The organism is Micromonospora violae (genome assembly GCF_004217135.1).
Lineage (GTDB): Bacteria > Actinomycetota > Actinomycetes > Mycobacteriales > Micromonosporaceae > Micromonospora > Micromonospora violae.
The window spans coordinates 532,621-550,415 of sequence record NZ_SHKK01000001.1 but is presented as its reverse complement, the minus strand read 5'-3'; the positions used below and the strand labels follow the sequence as shown (position 1 = coordinate 550,415).

Here is a 17,795-nt window from a genome sequence, read left to right as displayed (position 1 = left end):
ACTGTCATCTTTCGGGTAGTGTTAGCGCTCACATAGTTTGCGTCAACACCTGATCCGAAATACCGGTGTCACGGTCTCGTAACGGAGCATCCAGGCGAGCGTAGCCATCGCTTCGATCGGCCGGAAGTGAGGATACGGCGACTCTCCGACGACCGGCGACCCCCCACAGCGTGATGCCCGCGGACGACGGTTGTCGTCCGCGGGCACCAGCACTACCGCCGAACCAGGTTGGGTCGTCGCGACCGCTACGGGCGACGGACCCGGTCGACTACCGCTGCGACCACCGTTGGTTGGCCGCCGCGGTGCACGTCCAGAGGATCACCGTGGTGCCGTTGGCCGTACCGTTGTTGTTGACGTCCAGGCAGAGACCGGACTGCACGCCGCTGATCGTGCCGTTGGCGTTGCGCGTCCACTGCTGGTTGGTTCCGCCGTTGCAGTCCCAGATCTGCACCTTGGACCCGGCCGTCGCGTTCAGCGGCGCGTCCAGGCACTTGCCGAGGGACTGCAGCGTCTGACCGTTGGCGGTCCAGCGCTGGTTGGCGGCGCCGTTGCAGTCCCAGATCACCGGCTGGGTGCCGTTGGTGGTGTTGCTGTTCGGCACGTCCAGGCAGCGGCCGGAGGCGGCGCTGGCGTACGCGCTCGACGTGGTCGGCGGCGGCGTCGTCGGAGGAACCGTGCCACCCCCGCTGACCCGGTACACGACCGTGCCGTGTGCGGGGACGCTGGCGCTGATGGTTCCGGTGCTGGAGCTGGTGCCACCGGTCCACGCGTCCACCAGCGTGAACGACGAGCCGGACTTGCCGATGGCCGCGGCCGTGGTGGAGATCGTCGTCGTCGAGCCGCCCTGGTTGAAGAGGGCGACGGCGACGTCACCGTTGGCGAGCCGCTTGGCCAGCACCCGACGGGTGCCGTCGAAGGACACCTGCGTCCCCTGCAACCCGAGCGAGTCCTGGTTGATCGCGATCAGGTTGGCGTTCTTGAGGATGGTCTGCGTCGCGGCGTTCATGTTGCGCACGTCGTTGCCGGCGATCAGCGGCGACGCCATGATCGCCCACATCGCGAAGTGGCTGCGCATCTCCGTGTCGTTCATGCCGCCACGGCCGACCTCCATCATGTCCGGGTCGTTGAACCCACCCGGTCGCGCGTAGGACGCCAGCGGAACGGTCACGTTGATGATGTTCTGGATGCCCATCGGGTAGCCGTTGGTCTGGCCGGTGTCCCACGCGTTGGTGATGTCCTCGGTGGTTCGCCACATGTTGGCCACGTCGCCCCAGTTGCGCTGCGGGCCGGTCTTGGCGTGGATGCTGTTGGGGTTGATGCTGTAGACGATCGGCCGGCCGGTGGCGGCCAGCGCGTCACGCATCTTGGCGAAGGTGGCCACCTGGTCGTTGATGCTGCCCTCCGGCGAGCACCAGTCGTACTTGAGGAAGTCGACACCCCAGGCGGCGAACTGGCGGGCGTCCTGTACCTCGTGACCCCGACTGCCGGTCGCGCCGGGGTAGGAGCCGAAGTACTGTGCGCACGTCTTGTCGACCGGCACCTGGTAGAGGCCGAACTTCAGGTTCCGGGCGTGCAGGTAGTCACCGAGCGCCTTCATTCCGCTGGGGAACCGGCCGGGGTCGCCCTGGATGTTGCCGGAGCTGTCCCGATTGGGGTTGAACCAGCAGTCGTCGACAACGACATAGTTGTAGCCCAGGTCCCGCATACCGCTGCTGACGATCGCGTCCGCCGTCTGCCGGATCAACGCCTCGTTGATGTTGCACCCGAACGAGTTCCATGAATTCCAGCCCATGGGGGGAGTGCGCGCCACTCCGTTGTCCAACGCCTGTGCCGCCGGGGCGCGAAGGCCGACCAGGGCGCCGGCGAGCAGTATGCCGGCCGCGAGCACGCTCCCCCAGCGACGACCTCGGGTGATGCGGTTCATCGAACCTCCTTGTCGGTGGCGTCCGCCCGCGACTATGATCTTCGGTTGCACGCCGATAGTTTGACGCCGATGTTTGTTAGCGTTAACAGAGCGCCCATCATGTTACGGCGACATTTCACGAGGTTCAATACCTTGAGGGCCGGCACATCGCTGCGCATCGATAGCCTGACGCGGAAACCCATCGAGGCGCGTCTTAGCGAGGAAGAAGCCGGGAATGAGCGCAGATTGACCCGACCGCTCGCACCACTCACCGCAGCGCGACGGCGCGGCTGACCCACCGCACCGATCTCGCTCCGGCCGCCGATCTCGCTCCGGCCGTCAGTGACGCGGCGGGGCGACGCTCTCGCGGGCGACCAGGGTCGGGGCGATGGTCTCCCGCAGCGCCCCACCGGTGCCTGACTCGATCTGGGACAGCAGCATCTGCAGGCTCGCCCGCGCCACCGCGTCGAAGTCCGGTCGGACGGTGGTCAGCGGCGGGATGAAGTACGCCGCTTCCGGCACGTCGTCGAAGCCGACCACGCTGATCTCGTGCGGCACCCGCCGGCCGAACTCGTGCAGCGCCCGCAGCACGCCCAGCGCGAGATGGTCGTTGGCGGTGAAGACGGCGGTGACCTCCGGCATCCGCGCCAGCATCTGCCCACACCGGTAACCCGACGCAGCGGACCAGTCCCCCGGCATGGGCGGCGGCGGCTCCAGCCCGGCGGCCAGCAGCGCCTGCCGCCAGCCGTCGATCCGGCCGACGCTGTCGAACCAGTCGGACGGCCCGGAGACGTGCCAGACGGTGCGGTGCCCCGCGTCGAGCAGGTGTTGCGTCGCCGCTCGGGCGCCCGCGACCTGATCGACGGTCACCAGCGGGACCGGCCTGTTCGGGTCACCGTCGACGGTGACCAGTGGGACATCCTTGGGCAGGCGTTCCAGCGCCTCACCGGCCGACTCCACCGGAGCGATGACCACGATGCCGGCGACCCGGTGCGACAGGTGCCGCTCCACGGCCGCGGAGATGGAACGGTGGTCCAGGTTGCGCACGCTGCCGACGCTGACCGCGAAACCCTCCGCGGCGGCCGTCTGCTCCAAGGCGGCCAGCAGCGAGGCCGGACCGTAGAGCGTGGTGTTCTGCGCGACCACGCCGATGACCTGTGATCGACCGGTCACCAGGGCGCGTGCCGCGCCATTGGGCCGGTAGCCGAGTTCGGCAATCGCCGCTCGTACCCGAAGCCGGGTCTGCTCACGGACGTTGGGGTGCCCATTGAGCACCCGCGACACCGTCTGATGGGAGACACCGGCGAGACGAGCAACGTCCGTCATCGCGGGACCGTGGACGGCCATTTCGCTCCCCCCGCTACATCTCCGGCCCGCGGCCCGTCGACGTTGACTGGAGCGGTCCGGCCCGATCCCCCTCGCTCAGTCACCACGCCGGTGCTGAATCCCAGGTGACCAGCGCTGGATCGCCGATAGTCTACGCCAGCAACGGCCGCGAACACGGCCTGCCTGGGCGTGGACTGCGCGACGCGCCGAAGCCGTACAACGCGATGCCCGCACGGAGCACCAGCCAACCCGTGCCGGGACCGCTCCCGACGTGGCACGCCGGCCTGCCCGCACTCCTGGACAGAGCGCGGAGCAGGCCGGCGAGGACCCGACGCGGTGACGCGGACCCGACAGGCCGGCAGGCCTGCGTGGCCAGCGCCACCGGTCAACCCCGTCGTCGTGTGACCGGCGTCACGGAGTGGTCAGATCGAACCGCCGCACGGTGACCGCGCCACCGAGCGCCTGCGTTGCGTGGTTGAAGATGGCGAACCGGTAGCCCATGAAGAACTGCCAGTTGTTCGCCAACGTCAAGGCGTTGCCGAACGAGGTGAAGTTGACCCCGTCGGTGCTGTACGAGAAGCGAGCCTGCCGGCCGGAGCCCGGTCTGATGTCGGCGTTGGCGCGCAACCAGATCCGGCCACCGGAGACGGCGGTGCTCGCCACCTCGCTGCCGGTGCTGGTGGTGTTCCAGTTGCCGTCCATGGTCAGGCCGTTCTGCATGACCAGCCGGGTGGACCCGTTGTCGCGTCGGATCCCGATCCAGGCCGACGAGTTGCGTAGCACCGCCAGGCCGGTGCGATCACCGTCGCGCATGGTGGAGTAGTCCAACTCGATGGTCGCGGTCGAGGTGGGGCCCTGGATGCGGTGGGTCAGCGTGTTGCGCGCCTTGTACAGGTCGCCGGTGACGGTCGCGGTCTGGAGGTTCAGCCCGTTGTTCACCGACCACTTGCTGTTGTCCGGGTTGTGGTTCCACTCCCACTGCGGGCCGAGGGTGGTGCCGGCGAACGTGTCGGTGCCGGTGAGCGGCTTGACCGTCCGGGGCGGCGCGGGCAGGTTCGGCTTCGGGTACGAGCTGCCCCACGCGCCGTTGACCGTCTGGAGCACGGGCCAACCGTCGCCGGTCCAGGTGATCGGCGCCAGGGCCGGCATCCGACCACCGGGGTAGGCGTCGACGAAGGACATGTAGTACCAGTCGCCGTTCTGGGTCTGCACCAGCCCACCCTGGTGCGGCACACCGCCGCCGGAGATCGGGCCGGGCAGGTTGAGCAGCACCTGACGCTGCTCGTACGGACCGAACGGGCCGTTGGTCGACTTCAGCACGTACTGGCCGTTGGCCGGGCGGGTGAGCCAGATGTAGTAGGCGCCGTTGCGCTTGTAGAAGCGGGCGCCCTCCAGCGTGCCGATGCTCGACGGCGTCTGGTAGACCTGCTGGGCGCGGACCTGGGACTTCCCGTCAGCGGACAGCTGGGCCACGCTGATGGTGCCGTTGCCGTACGCGACGTACGGGGTGTCGTTGTCGTCGAACAGCAGGCCGGCGTCGTAGTAGCAGTTGGGGATGGTGGCGTGCTTGCTCCAGGTGCCGTCGACGGCGGACGCGGTGTAGATGTGCGTCTGCGCGAAGTCGATGCACCCGGCCCAGTAGTACTGCCTGTTGCTCGGCCGGAAGTTCAACGTCGACGCCCAGATCCCGTCGACGTACGCGTTGCCACCGCTCATGTCGTACTTCGAGCCGAAGTCGAGTCGGGGCACGGCGTGCCCGGCGAACTCCCAGTTGACCAGGTCGTACGAGCGCAGGACCGGCGCGCCCGGCGAGTAGTGCATGGTGGAGGACGTGAGGTAGTACACGTTGTCGACCCGGATGATGTCGACGTCGGCGAAGTCCTGCCAGATCGCCGGGTTGGAGAACGTGCCGTTCGACGGGGGTGGCGTGGTGGGGTCGGTCCCACCGCCCACGGCGACGAGCTGCCACTGCTGGTTCGCGCCGTTCCAGTCGTCGTACTGCACGATGTTGCCGCCGTCAGCGGTCGAGGCGCCCTGCACCTCCACCACCTTGTTGCTGTTCCGGTTGATCAGCCGGACGTAGCCACCGTCCGAGTCGGCCAGCCGGAACTGCTGGTTGGTCCCGTTGCCGTCGGCCCACTGCACGATCGACGCGCCGTTCGCGGTCGAGAAGTTGTAGACGTCGAGCACCTTGCCCGAATGCCGGGACTTCAACCGGTAGTAGCCACCACCGGAGTCGACGAACTGCCACTGCTGGTTCGCGCCGTTGTTGCGCGTCCACTGGCTGATCCGCGCCCCGTCGTTCGTCGCGTTGCCGTACACGTCCAGCGCCTTGCCGCTGTTGCGGTTCACCAGCACGTACCAGGCGTTGGTGTCGACTGTCGCCGCCGACGCGGTGGTCGGCGCGACAGCCGCCAGGGCACCGCCCACCACCACCGCTACCGCGGCGGCGACGACCCGCGACAGCCAGCGACGGCCCTGCGCCGGTGGTCTTCTCCAGGGAACCCGACCGATGGCAACCATGATCCTCCTTCGACGAAACGTTCAAGACGGCCCGGGTCGGTATCCGCGGCACTGGGCGGTGTGCCGAACTGGCCCGACCGCCGAATGTGATCGTTAACAACACTCTTCGAATTGGCGGGCGATCAGCTGCCAAAACACGGGGAGTAGACACGATCGCGGCCGGGCCAGCCACAGACATCGACCATCTTGCGTATAGACTGTGAGCGATAACACGCTCGTAGTCAAGTCGTAACCAGGTCGGTTCGTGCGGCTGCTACTACGGGACGGCAGGCTCGGGCGAAGACGCCGTTGCACATGCGAAACGGGTGGCCCGCCCCTGCCCGAGGGATGTCAGGCAGGGAGGGACCACCCGTGCGGTGCGCGGCCGGGCCGCGCGAGATCAGAAGCCGCGGGCCAGCCGGTAGTAGGCCTGGTTCCAGCGCAGCTCGTCGGCGAAGCGGCGGGTCTGCGTCTCGGCGTCGATGACGACGAGTTCGGTGCGGCTCATCTCCGCCAGATCGTGCAGCTCCTCCACGCCCACCGCCTGCGACAGCACGGTGTGGTGCGGGGCTCCCGCGGTGATCCACGCCTCCGCCGAGACCGGCAGGTCGGGGCGCGGACGCCAGACGGCCCGGGCGACCGGCAACCGGCGCAGCGGCTGCGGCGGCGACACCACGTCGATCTCGTTGGCCACCAACCGGAAGCGCTCCCCCATGTCGGCCAGCCCGAGCACCACGGCCGGACCGGGTGCGGCGTCGAACACCAGCCGGACCGGGTCCTCCCGGCCACCGATGCTCAGCGGGTGGATCTCCACGTTGGGCACGTCCGACGCGATGGTCGGGCAGACCTCCAGCATGTGGGCGCCGAGCACCAGCTCGTTGCCCGGGGTGAGGTCGTAGGTGTAGTCCTCCATGAACGACGTGCCGCCGCTCACGCCCACCGACATCGCCTTGAGGGTGCGCACCAGGACCGAGGTCTTCCAGTCGCCCTCGCCGCCGAAGCCGTAGCCGTCCGCCATCAGCCGCTGCACGGCGATGCCCGGCAGCTGACGCAGCCCACCGAGGTCCTCGAAGTTCGTCGTGAAGGCCCGGAACCCGCCCGCGTCCAGGAAGGCGCGCATGCCCAACTCCAGGCGCGCGGCGTACCGCAGCGAGTCGTGCTGCTCGCCGCCGGGCAGCAGCTCGCCGACGATGCGGTAGGTGTCCTCGTACTCCTTGACCAGATCGTCCACCTGCGCGTCGGTGACCTCGCCGACCACCTCGACCAGGTCGTTCACGCCGTAGGTGTTGACCGAGACCCCGAACCGCAGCTCGGCCTCGACCTTGTCGCCCTCGGTCACCGCGACGTCGCGCATGTTGTCGCCGAAGCGGGCCAGGCGCAGCGACCGCATCGCCGACCAGCCCAACGCGGCGCGTGCCCACGCCCCGACCCGGGTGGTCACCCGCGGGTCGCTGACGTGCCCGGCCACCGTCTTGCGGGCCACACCGAGACGGGTCTGGATGTACCCGAACTCGCGGTCGCCGTGCGCCGCCTGGTTCAGGTTCATGAAGTCCATGTCGATGTCGTTCCACGGCAGCAGAACGTTGGCCTGGGTGTGCAGGTGCAGCAGCGGCGTCTGCAACGCGTCTAGACCGGAGATCCACATCTTGGCCGGCGAGAACGTGTGCATCCAGGCGATGACCCCGACGGCACCCTGAGCGGCGGCGTCCCGGCAGACCTGCAGGATCTCACCGCTGTTGGTCAGGACGGGCTTCCAGACCACGCGGGCGGGAATCTGCGGCGAGTCGTCGAGCGCTGCCGCGATCTGACGGGACTGCTCGGCCACCTGGCGGAGCGTCTCCTCGCCGTACATGCCTTGGCTGCCGGTGAGGAACCAGATCTCGGGTTCAGTGTGTGGTGCCATGGGGTTGCCTTCCGCGAGAGGGGCGGTCACTTGTAACGGATTCCGATGAGGCGCTGCAGGAGGATGAACGCGAAGAGCAGACCGCCAATCACGATCTTGGTCCACCAGGAGTTGAGGCTCCCATCGAAGGTGATGAGGGTCTGGATCACGCCCAGGACCAGCACGCCGAGCACCGTGCCGAAGACGTAACCCGCGCCGCCGGTGAGCACCGTGCCACCGATGACGACGGCGGCGATGACGTCCAGCTCCATCCCCACCGCGATCAGCGGCGCCCCGGAGAGAGTGTAGAAGGACAGCAGGATCCCGCCGATGGCCGAGCACAGACCACTGATCGTGTAGACGGCGATCCGGGTCCGCCCCACCGGCAGGCCCATCAGCAGCGCCGACTGCGGGTTGCCGCCGATGGCGTACACGTTGCGTCCCAGCCGGGTGTAGGCCAGCACGTACGCGGCGATGGCGACCACCACGAAGGCGATCAGCACGCTGATCGACACGAAGTTGCCCCGGGGGTTGCCGATCCGCTCCTGCGACATCGCGGTCCAGAAGCCGTCGGTGATCGGAATCGACGCACCGGAGATGAACGTGCACATGCCCCGGGCGAAGAACATCCCGGCGAGCGTGACGATGAACGGCTGGATCTCGAAGAAATGGATGACGCAACCCATCAACAGGCCGAGCGTCGGACCGATGAGCAGGGCGATGACGAGCACCAGTGCCGCCGGCATGCCGTCGGAGAGCAACGCGGCCGACACCATCGCGGTCATTGCGACGACCGACCCGACCGACAGGTCGATGCCACCGGTGAGGATCACGAACGTCATGCCCACCGCGACGACGAGCAGGAAGCCGTTGTCGATGAAGACGTTGAAGATGACCTGGACGTTGGAGAACGCCGTGTACTGCGAGACGCCGATGCCGTACATCACCAGCAGCAGGGCGAGCGTCGCCAGGACCGGTATCTGCTTCCTCGGCAGTCGGAACCGGGTACGACCGGCGGTAAGCGATCCAGTGGTCATGCCGGCACCTGCTCCTTCGGCTTGTCGGCGATGGCGGCGGGCGGCGGGACGTTGCGCCTACGGCGGCTGAACCGGGCCCGGAAGGCCGGTGCCTGGATGAGGCAGACGGCGATGACGACGACCGCTTTGAACAGCAGCGAGGTCTGCGGCGAGATGTCCATGGCGTACACCGTGGTGGTCAGGGTCTGGATGATCAGCGCGCCGATGATGGTCCCGCTGAGGAAGAACCGGCCACCCGCGAGGGATGTACCGCCGATGACGACGGCGAGGATCGCGTCCAACTCGACCCACAGGCCGGCGGCGTTGCCGTCGGCGCTGGAGACGTTGGCCGTCATCATGAACCCGGCGACAGCCGCACACGCGGCGCTGATCACGTACGTGAGGAAGATGATCCGACCGGACCGGATGCCGGCGAGCCGGCTGGCCACGGCGTTGCCACCCACCGACTCGATGATCATGCCGAGTGCGGTCCGCCGGGTGAACGCGGCAACGAGCAGGGCCGCGGCGAGGGCGATGAAGATGGCCAGCGGCAGGGTCAACGCGTGCCCCAGGCCGATCGCCCGGTACGGCTCGGAGTTGATGGTGATGATCTGACCCTCGGTGATCAACTGGGCGAGGCCCCGACCGGCGACCATCAGGATCAGGGTGGCGATGATCGGTTGGATCCCGATCACGGCGACCAGCACCCCGTTCCAGGCGCCCAGCACGAGCGAGATCCCCATCGCCATCGCGAGCGCGGTCACCACCACGCCAACGCTGTTCTGGTCGGGCTGCTTGCTGATGTACATGCAGGCGACCGCACCGCTGATCGCGCAGAGCGACCCGACCGACAGGTCGATGCCGCCAGTCGAGATGACCAGGGTCATGCCCAGCGCGACGAGGATCAGCGGCGCGCTCAGCCGCAGGATGTCGATCGGCGTGCCGTACAGGTGCCCATCCTTGACCTCGATGGACAGGAACCCGGGCCGGTAGATCGTGTTCGCGGCGAGCATGACGAACAGCACGGCGGCGGGCCAGAACAGCCGGTGACCGATCATCGTCCGATAGCGGCTCGTGGTGTCGTTCATCGGTCTGCCTCCTCCCGGTGGGATCCGCTGGCGATGGTCTGCATGACGCGGTCGGCGTCGAGGCTCTCGTCGTTGGCGAGCTGCGCGACCATCTGCCGGTCCCGCATCACGGCCACCTTGTGGCTCAGGCGCAGCACCTCCTCCAGCTCGGCGGAGATGAACAGCACCGCCATGCCCCCGTCGGACAGCTGCGTCACGAGCTTTTGAATCTCGGTCTTCGCGCCGATGTCGATGCCCCGGGTCGGCTCGTCGAGGATCAGCAGCCGCGGCTCGGTGATCAGCCACCGGGCCAGGAGCACCTTCTGCTGGTTGCCGCCGGAAAGGTTGCGTACCGGCACCTCCGGGTCGGCGGGCCGGATGTTGAGGGCCTTGACGTACTTGTCGACCAGCTCGTCCTGGCGACGACGCGGAATGGGCCGCAGCCAGCCGCGGGCCGCCTGCATGGCGAGGATCATGTTCTCGCGGACCGACAGGTCGGCGACGATGCCCTCCGCCCGGCGGTTCTCCGAACAGAAGCCCACCCCGTGGTCGATGGCCTGGGCGGGGGTGCGCAGGCTGCTCGCCGTGCCGTCGATCGCGACCTGACCGCCGTCGGTCCGGTCGGCCCCGAACAACAACCGCGCGACCTCGGTACGCCCCGAGCCCAGCAGGCCGGCCAGGCCCACCACCTCGCCGGCGTGGATGGTGAGGCTGAACGGCTCGACCGCTCCCGTCCGACCGAAGTTCGACACCGCCACCAGCGGGGTGCCCTCCTCCAGCGCGGCCAGGTCCCGACGGGAGTGTTCCTCGATGCCCTCCAGGGCGTCGAGCTCCTTGCCGATCATCTTCTCGACCAGGGAGAGCTGGGGCAGCTCGGCGGTGGGGTACTCGCCGACGAGTCCGCCGTTGCGCAGCACGGTGATCCGGTCGGCGATCTCGTAGACCTGGTCGAGGAAGTGGGTCACGAACAGGATGGCGATGCCCTCGTCGCGCAGTTGCCGCATGATGCGGAACAGCTGCGCCACCTCACCGGCGTCGAGACTGGACGTCGGCTCGTCCAGGATCAGCACCCGCGCCTGAATGTCGATCGCGCGGGCGATGGCGACCATCTGCTGGATCGCCAGGGAGTACGAGCCCAGTGGCGCGCTGACGTCGAGGTCGAGGTCGAGGCGGGCCAGCAGGGCTCGGGCACGGCGGCGAACCTCACCCCAGCGGACGGCGCCGAGGAGCCGGGGCTCACGGCCGATGAAGATGTTCTCCGCCACCGAGAGGTTGGTGCAGAGGTTGACCTCCTGGAAAACGGTGCTCACACCGGCGGCGGTCGCCTGCATCGGCCCGGTGAACGACACGGGCTCGTCGCCGAGGGTGATCGCGCCCGCGTCGGTGTCGTAGACACCGGTGAGCACCTTGATGAGGGTCGACTTGCCGGCGCCGTTCTCGCCCATCAGGGCGTGCACCTCGCCGGGGAAGAGCCGGAAGTTGACGTCGTGGAGTGCGCGCACCCCGGGGAAGGACTTGCTGATCCCGGTCATCGTCAGGACCGGACGGCTATCCGTCATCCCATCAGACCTCTTCTGGGTTGTCGACACGGAAGGGCCGCTACGCTCCCGCGACGCCCGCCCGGTCGCCCTCTCGGGTCGCCCGGACGGGCGTGGTACGCGGTGGTCGCGGGCCAAGCCCGGTCCGTTTCGGTTAGGGAAGCGACGCGGCGGGGCCGCCACGCGAGCGCGGCGACCCCGTCGTCGATCAGTACTTACGGTTGGGCAGAGCTTCCTTGGCCTGTTCCTGGGTGAAGGTGGTCTCCTCGGTCTCGATCCGAGCAGGCACCTCCTCGCCCGCGTGCACCTTCTTGGCCAGCTCCATCAGCTGCGGGCCGAGCAGCGGGCTGCACTCCGCGATGAAGTTGAACTTGCCGTCGGCGAGCGCCTGCATGCCGTCCTTGACCGCGTCGACGGTGATGATGGTGATGTCCTTGCCGGGCTCCTTGCCGGCAGCGGTGATCGCCTCGAGCGCGCCCAGGCCCATGTCGTCGTTGTGCGCGAACAGCACGTCGATCTTCGGGTTGGCCTTGAGGAACTGCTCCATGACCTGCTTGCCGCCGGCCCGGGTGAAGTCACCCGGCTGGGAGGCGATGATCTTCAGGTTCGGGTTGGCGGCAATCGCCTCACCGAAGCCCTTCTTCCGGTCGTTCGCCGGCGCCGCACCGGTGTTGCCCTGCAGCTCGACGATGTTCACCGGGCCGGTGGCGTCCTTCTTCTGCTCGACCAACCACTCACCGGCGAGCCGGCCCTCCTTGACGAAGTCCGAGCCGAGGAAGGTCTTGTACAGCGACTTGTCGGCCGAGTCCACCGAGCGGTCGGTCAGGATGACCGGGATGCCGGCGTCCTTGGCCTCCTTGAGCACGGTGTCCCATCCGGACTCCACCACCGGCGAGAAGGCGATCACGTCGACCTTCTGCTGGATGTAGTTGCGGATCGCCTTGATCTGGTTTTCCTGCTTCTGCTGGGCGTCGTCGAACTTCAACTCGATCCCGGCCGCGGCCGCGGACTCCTTGATCGAGGTGGTGTTCGCGGTACGCCACCCGCTCTCCGCACCGACCTGGGAGAAGCCCATCGTGATCTTGCCGTCGTCCGTGGACCCGCCGCCGCCGGTGTCACTGTTGCCGCAGGCCGCCACGCCCCCGACCAGCAGCACGCTGGCGAGGACGGCGACAGCGCGCCACCGGACGGACTGCGTTCGCATCTTTCCCATCGAATCTCCTTGGCTGGATGTGGTGGGTAACCGCGCCAACCGCCGAGGTGCGAAGAAGCGGCGTACGCGGGTGGTGCGTGCTGGTGCGTCGTGGTGCAGACCGGCGGGTCCCCGATGACCGGGGAAGGGGTCAGGAACCCGCCGGTGCGACTGGTTGTTGGCCGTAGACGTTCTGGTAGCGGTCGTAGAGGGAGTCGATGTCGGCCTGCGCCATCGGGACCGGCCGCCCGAGTGTGCGGGCCAGGTAAGCGGTGCGGGCCACGTCTTCGCACATGACTGCCGCCTTGACCGCCGCGCGGGCGTTGCGGCCGATGGTGAAGACGCCGTGGTTGCGCATCAGCACCGCGGGTGAGCGGTGCCCGGCGAGCGTGGCGACGATGCCCTTGCCGATGTCGTCACCGCCGATCAGCGCGAACGGACCGACGGGGATCTCGCCGCCGAACTCGTCGGCCTGCGCGGTGAGGTGGCAGGGAATCGACTCCCCACAGGCGGCCCAGGCGGTGGCGTACGAGCTGTGCGTGTGCACGACCCCACCGACCTCGGGCATGGCCCGGTAGACGTAGGCGTGGGCGGCGGTGTCGCTGGACGGGGCGAAGTCGCCCTCGATCAGAACACCGTCGAGGTCACACACCACCATCGTGGCCGCGGTGAGGTCGTCGTAGCTCACCCCACTCGGCTTGATCACCATCAGATCCTGGCCGGGCACCCGCGCGGAGACGTTGCCGGACGTCCAGGCGACCAGGTTGTTCCGGGTCAACTCGGCGTGCAGGCGGGCGACGGTCTCGCGCAGCTCGGCGATCTGTCGGGTCACGTCGGCGTTCACGCCACCACCTCCAGCGGGGCCTCGTGCGTGGCCGCGGCGGTCTCGACCGCAGCGTTGCGGATCGCCCGCAGGCGGAGCATGACGTCGTTGCCGCCGCGACCGAAGTGGTCGTGCAGCGCGCGGTACTCGGCGTAGAGGGCGTCGTAGGCGCGGGCCCGCTCGGGGTCCGGCCGGTAGACGGCCTCGTGCACCCGACCCATCGCCTGCGACGCTTCGTGGATCGAGGGGAACTCACCGGCGGCGACGGCGGCGTGGATCGCCGAGCCCAGCGCCGGCCCCTGCGCCGAGGCGATGATGTTCAGCGGTCGCCGGGTGACGTCGGCGTAGATCTGCATCAGCAGCGCGTTGTTGGTGAGACCACCGGCGATCACCAGGTCGTTCACCGGAACTCCGGCGTCGACGAACGCCTCGATGATCATCCGGGTGCCGTACGCGGTGGACTCCAGCAGAGCCCGGTAGATGTCCTGCGGCCGGGTGGCCAGGGTCATGCCAACGATCATCCCGCTGAGGTCGTGGTTGACCAGCAGGGAACGGTTGCCGTTCCACCAGTCCAGGGCGATCAGGCCGTGCGCGCCGACCGGCTGGCTCGCGGCCAGCTCGGTGAGGCGCTCGTGCGAGTCGATGCCGGCCGGGGCGGCGTGCTTCACGAACCAGCCGAAGATGTCACCGACACCGCTCTGCCCGGCCTCGTAGCCCCATGCGCCGGGGCTGATGCCGCCGTCCACGACGCCACACATGCCGGCCACCTCGGCGACCTCCGCGCCGTTGACGACGTGGCAGGTCGAGGTGCCCATGATGGCGACGAGCCGACCGGGCTCCACCGCCTGCGCGGACGCTGCGGTGACGTGCGCGTCGACGTTGCCGACGGCCACCGCGATCCCCTCCGGCAGGCCGGTCCATGCGGCGGCCTGGGCGGTGAGCGCGCCGGCTCGGGCGCCCAGCGGCAGCAACGGACCGTCCAGCTTGGCCACGAAGTCGCCGAAGTTGGGGTTGAGCGCGGTCAGGAAGCTCTCGGAGGGATAGTGCCCCTCCTGCAGGATGCCCTTGTATCCGGCCGTGCAGACGTTGCGGGTCTCGGTGCCGCAGAGCTGCCAGACGATCCAGTCAGCCGCCTCGATGAAGCGCTCGGCTCGGTCGTAGACCTCCGGGTCCTCCTCCAGGATCTGCAGGCCCTTGGCGAACTGCCACTCGGCGGAGATCTTGCCGCCGTACCGGCCGATCCACGGCTCGGCCCGCTCGTGGGCCAGCGCGTTGATCCGGTCGGCGTGCGGCTGCGCGGCGTGGTGCTTCCACAGCTTGACCCAGGCGTGCGGTCGGTCGCGCAGCTCGGGCGTCTCACAGAGCGGGGTGCCGTCGGCGAGCGTCGGGAGCACCGTGCAGGCGGTGAAGTCGATGCCGATGCCGACCACCGCCGCCGGGTCCACCCCTGCGGCGGACACCGCCGCCGGGACGGCGTACCGCAGCACGTCGCGGTAGTCCTGCGGATTCTGTAGGGCCCAGTCCGGGGGCAGCGTCCGCCCTCCCGGAAGCGCCGTGCTGATCACGCCATCGCCGTACTCGTGCACCGCGGTCCCCAGCTCGGCACCATCGCCGACACGGACCACCAGAGCTCGCCCGGACAGGGTGCCGTAATCGACACCGACGACATAGCGGTCGTCAGCTCCGTCCACCGGGTTCATGTTCACCTCCACCGTTAACGGGGATAGTGTTAACGTTCACATCCAGGCTCGTCAAGACATCTACCCGCAACAGCTCCGTAACGGAACGCAGAAGGCGGACCGACTCGGGAGGGTTGATAGCGGACCGGCGCAGAACCAACATTTCGCCCTCCACCGCGGCAGCCATCTGACGAATGGGGCGTTCGCCCGATGCGAGCGCCGCCCGGAGAGCCGCCGACAGGCGACGTAACAGGTCTGGTCCGCCGCACATTGCGACATCGCCGTCCGATAGCGGCCACTTTTCCCCCGGCGATGATGGCAGCGATAACATTCCCGAGGCGTCCCGGCAGCGTGCTCGGATCCGCCCGACAGCCATCGACGACCATGTGGGCTCATGGCTGAGCGCCCCGGAGGGCGACCCACCCGACGCGAAGCCGGGCGACCGGCCCGGTGTTATCGATAACATTCAACGTCTTGGTGTGCCTGCCCCCCCCGCCCGGTCGACCCGCGCGCGGCCGACGGCGCGTCGGGCGACCCGGAGGCAAAGCTCCACTCGGGCTCTGTCACGTCGGGGGGGGTCGCGGGCGGAGTAATTGGGCCGCGTTCGAACCGGGCCACCGCGGCCTGGTCGACCTCGGCCAACGCGGCCAACTGACGCTGGCTCAGGTCGCGCAGCTCTCGTTGATGCCGGGCGGCGGCGCGATCCGCGCGCCCTGAAACGCCGAGCGCATGACCTGGCGGGCCTCACTCCGATGAGCGTGATGTCGGTGAGTCATCGTGATGATTCACCGACATCACGCTCATTAGCGGATGCGGTTCCAGCGCTCATCCCTGGCTAGCCGTTGGGCACGACGGCCAACGGCGGCAGGGCCGTCCGCGGCGGGGTGGCAGGGGTGGGGCGAGGCGAGGCGAGGCGGGGCGGGGCGCGAGGCGGCGTGCTTCCGAAAGCCGGGTCGAGCACGCACTCGCGCCGCCGACCCGCCGCCCGACCACACACTCGCGCCGCCGGTCGCACGACGCCACGAGCCGGCGGCCCGACCCCTGTGGGCCGAGCCGCCGGCTCTCCGCGGCGACCGGGACGCGCCGGTCGGATCAGGCCGTCCGGTTGCGGTTGTACAGGGTCTTGGCCCAGAGGAAGCAGCCCACGCTGACGACGACGCACCAGACGACCGCGATGATGCCGTTGACGCCGATCCCGGTGCCCAGGAGCAGGCCGCGCAGGGTCTCCATGACGGGCGTGAAGGGCTGGTAGTCCGCGAACCATCGCACGGCGGTCGGCATGGAGTCGGTCGGGACGAACCCGCTACCGAGGAAGGGCAGCAGGATCAGCGGCATGGGGAGGTTGCTGGCCGTCTCGACGCTGTCACTGACCAGGCCGAGGGCGACGGACAACCAGGTGAGCGCAAAAGTGATCATGGCCAGGACACCGACCGCGGCAAGCCACTCCACCGGGTTGGCCGTGGGTCGGAACCCGACCAGCAGCGCCACAACGGTGACCGCGGCAAGGCTGAGCATGGTCTGGATCAGGCTACCCAGCACGTGGCCCGTCAGAACCGACGGTCGAAAGATCGACATCGTGCGGAACCGGGCGATGATCCCCTCGGTCATGTCCATGGCGACCGAGATGGCGGTGCCCTGCGCCGCGCTGACCACCGTGATGAGCAGGATCCCGGGGGTGACGTAGTTGGCGTACTGGGAGCGGTCGCCGGACGGGCCGAGGCCGGCGCCGAGCGTGCCGCCGAAGACGTAGACGAAGAGCAGCAGAATGATGATCGGAATTCCCATGAGCAGGAACGTCATCGACGGGTACCGCCGCATGTGCAACAGATTGCGCCGCAACATGGTGCTGGAGTCGCGGACAGCGAGGGAGAGGGTGCTCATCGCGCGGGAGCCCTTTCGTGGTCGGGTCGGCTGGCCGGAGCCTCCGGCTGCCCGGTGAGGGTGAGGAAGACGTCATCGAGGTCGGGGGTGTGCACGGAGAGCCCCGCCACACTGATCGAGGCGCGATCGATCTGGTCCAGCAGGGAGCGCAGCGATCCGACCCCGCCGTCGTTCGGCACCTGGAGGGTGAGCGCCGCGTCGTCCCGGGTGCCGGTCTCGAACGTCCGGGCCGCCGAGTCGAGCCCCTCCTGGTCGGCGAAGTGCAACACCACGTGGCCGCCCGGGATGAGCCGCTTGAGCTCGCGCGGCGTGCCCTCGGCGATCAGTCGACCATGGTCGAGGAACGCCACCCGGTCGGCGAGTTGGTCAGCCTCCTCCAGGTACTGCGTGGTGAGCAGGATGGTCACGCCCTCGGCGGCGAGTGCGCGGATGATGTGCCACATGGCCCGACGGCTGCGCGGGTCGAGCCCGGTGGTCGGCTCGTCGAGGAAGATGACGCGGGGCTCGCCGACCAGGGTCATCGCGAGGTCGAGCCGCCGGCGCATGCCACCGGAGTACGTCGACACCGGCTTGCCCGCCGCCTCGGTCAGGTCGAACTGGTCGAGCAGGTCGGCGATCCGCCGTCGACCGGCGTTCCTGTCCAGGTGGCACAGGTCCGCCATCAGGGCCAGGTTCTCCCGGCCGGTGAGCAGGTTGTCGACGGCGGAGAACTGGCCGGTGACGCCGATCAGCGCGCGTACCGCGTCGGGCTCGCGGGTCAGGTCGTGGCCGAAGACGCGGGCACTGCCGCCGTCGGCCCGGACCAGGGTGGAGAGGATCTGCACGGTGGTGGTCTTGCCGGCGCCGTTGGGACCGAGCAACGCGAAGATCGAGCCCTCGGTGATCATCAGATCGATGCCGTCCAGCACGACCTTGTCGCCGTAGGACTTCCGCAGGTCGGTGGCGACGATCGCGGGGTTCAGGGAGCTGGTCATGGTCTCCTCATT

Annotated in this window: 13 protein-coding genes; all 13 read right to left on the bottom strand. The window is 68.7% G+C overall.

The genetic code is table 11. The annotated features are described in order from the left end of the window. Positions 1-268 precede the first annotated feature (268 nt). The 13 genes from EV382_RS02500 to EV382_RS02440 all read right to left on the bottom strand — a co-directional run bounded on the left by EV382_RS02500 (position 269) and on the right by EV382_RS02440 (position 17,783). The gene (locus EV382_RS02500; RefSeq protein WP_130400029.1) at positions 269-1,924 is read right to left on the bottom strand and encodes a glycoside hydrolase family 27 protein; all 1,656 of its coding nucleotides are present in this window, start codon (positions 1,922-1,924) and stop codon (positions 269-271) included. A 318-nt stretch (positions 1,925-2,242) separates the two neighbouring features. Then, complete coding sequence (locus EV382_RS02495) at positions 2,243-3,229, bottom strand: LacI family DNA-binding transcriptional regulator (RefSeq protein ID WP_208758296.1); 987 nt, start codon at positions 3,227-3,229, stop codon at positions 2,243-2,245. Between the two features lie 411 nt (positions 3,230-3,640). Next, positions 3,641-5,752 (bottom strand): RICIN domain-containing protein, encoded by a 2,112-nt coding sequence (locus EV382_RS02490; RefSeq protein ID WP_130400027.1) that lies wholly within the window; start codon positions 5,750-5,752, stop codon positions 3,641-3,643. A gap of 379 nt (positions 5,753-6,131) precedes the next feature. Beyond that, positions 6,132-7,634: an L-arabinose isomerase gene (araA, locus tag EV382_RS02485; RefSeq protein WP_130400026.1), complete on the bottom strand. Its 1,503-nt coding sequence runs from the start codon at positions 7,632-7,634 to the stop codon at positions 6,132-6,134. A 26-nt stretch (positions 7,635-7,660) separates the two neighbouring features. Further along, positions 7,661-8,650, bottom strand: a complete 990-nt coding sequence (gene yjfF, locus EV382_RS02480) for a galactofuranose ABC transporter, permease protein YjfF (protein ID WP_130400025.1) — start codon at positions 8,648-8,650, stop codon at positions 7,661-7,663. Next, the gene (locus EV382_RS02475) at positions 8,647-9,717 is read right to left on the bottom strand and encodes an ABC transporter permease (protein WP_130400024.1); all 1,071 of its coding nucleotides are present in this window, start codon (positions 9,715-9,717) and stop codon (positions 8,647-8,649) included. The genes yjfF and EV382_RS02475 overlap by 4 nt, the downstream gene beginning before the upstream one ends. Next, positions 9,714-11,255 (bottom strand): sugar ABC transporter ATP-binding protein, encoded by a 1,542-nt coding sequence (locus EV382_RS02470; protein ID WP_130400023.1) that lies wholly within the window; start codon positions 11,253-11,255, stop codon positions 9,714-9,716. Before EV382_RS02470 ends, EV382_RS02475 begins: the two co-directional genes overlap by 4 nt. Before the next feature lie 187 nt (positions 11,256-11,442). Continuing rightward, complete coding sequence (locus EV382_RS02465) at positions 11,443-12,447, bottom strand: ABC transporter substrate-binding protein (protein WP_425271857.1); 1,005 nt, start codon at positions 12,445-12,447, stop codon at positions 11,443-11,445. Between the two features lie 130 nt (positions 12,448-12,577). After that, positions 12,578-13,270 (bottom strand): L-ribulose-5-phosphate 4-epimerase, encoded by a 693-nt coding sequence (locus tag EV382_RS02460; protein ID WP_208758295.1) that lies wholly within the window; start codon positions 13,268-13,270, stop codon positions 12,578-12,580. Beyond that, positions 13,267-14,949: a ribulokinase gene (gene araB / locus EV382_RS02455; RefSeq protein WP_130400022.1), complete on the bottom strand. Its 1,683-nt coding sequence runs from the start codon at positions 14,947-14,949 to the stop codon at positions 13,267-13,269. The genes EV382_RS02460 and araB overlap by 4 nt, the downstream gene beginning before the upstream one ends. 432 nt (positions 14,950-15,381) lie before the next feature. After that, complete coding sequence (locus tag EV382_RS33200) at positions 15,382-15,603, bottom strand: helix-turn-helix domain-containing protein (protein WP_279636530.1); 222 nt, start codon at positions 15,601-15,603, stop codon at positions 15,382-15,384. Between the two features lie 417 nt (positions 15,604-16,020). Then, positions 16,021-16,809, bottom strand: a complete 789-nt coding sequence (locus tag EV382_RS02445; protein WP_130400021.1) for an ABC transporter permease — start codon at positions 16,807-16,809, stop codon at positions 16,021-16,023. After that, positions 16,806-17,783 carry an ATP-binding cassette domain-containing protein gene (locus EV382_RS02440; RefSeq protein ID WP_130400020.1) on the bottom strand — a complete coding sequence of 326 codons (978 nt, stop codon included), beginning with the start codon at positions 17,781-17,783 and terminating at the stop codon, positions 16,806-16,808. Before EV382_RS02440 ends, EV382_RS02445 begins: the two co-directional genes overlap by 4 nt. Positions 17,784-17,795 lie beyond the last annotated feature (12 nt).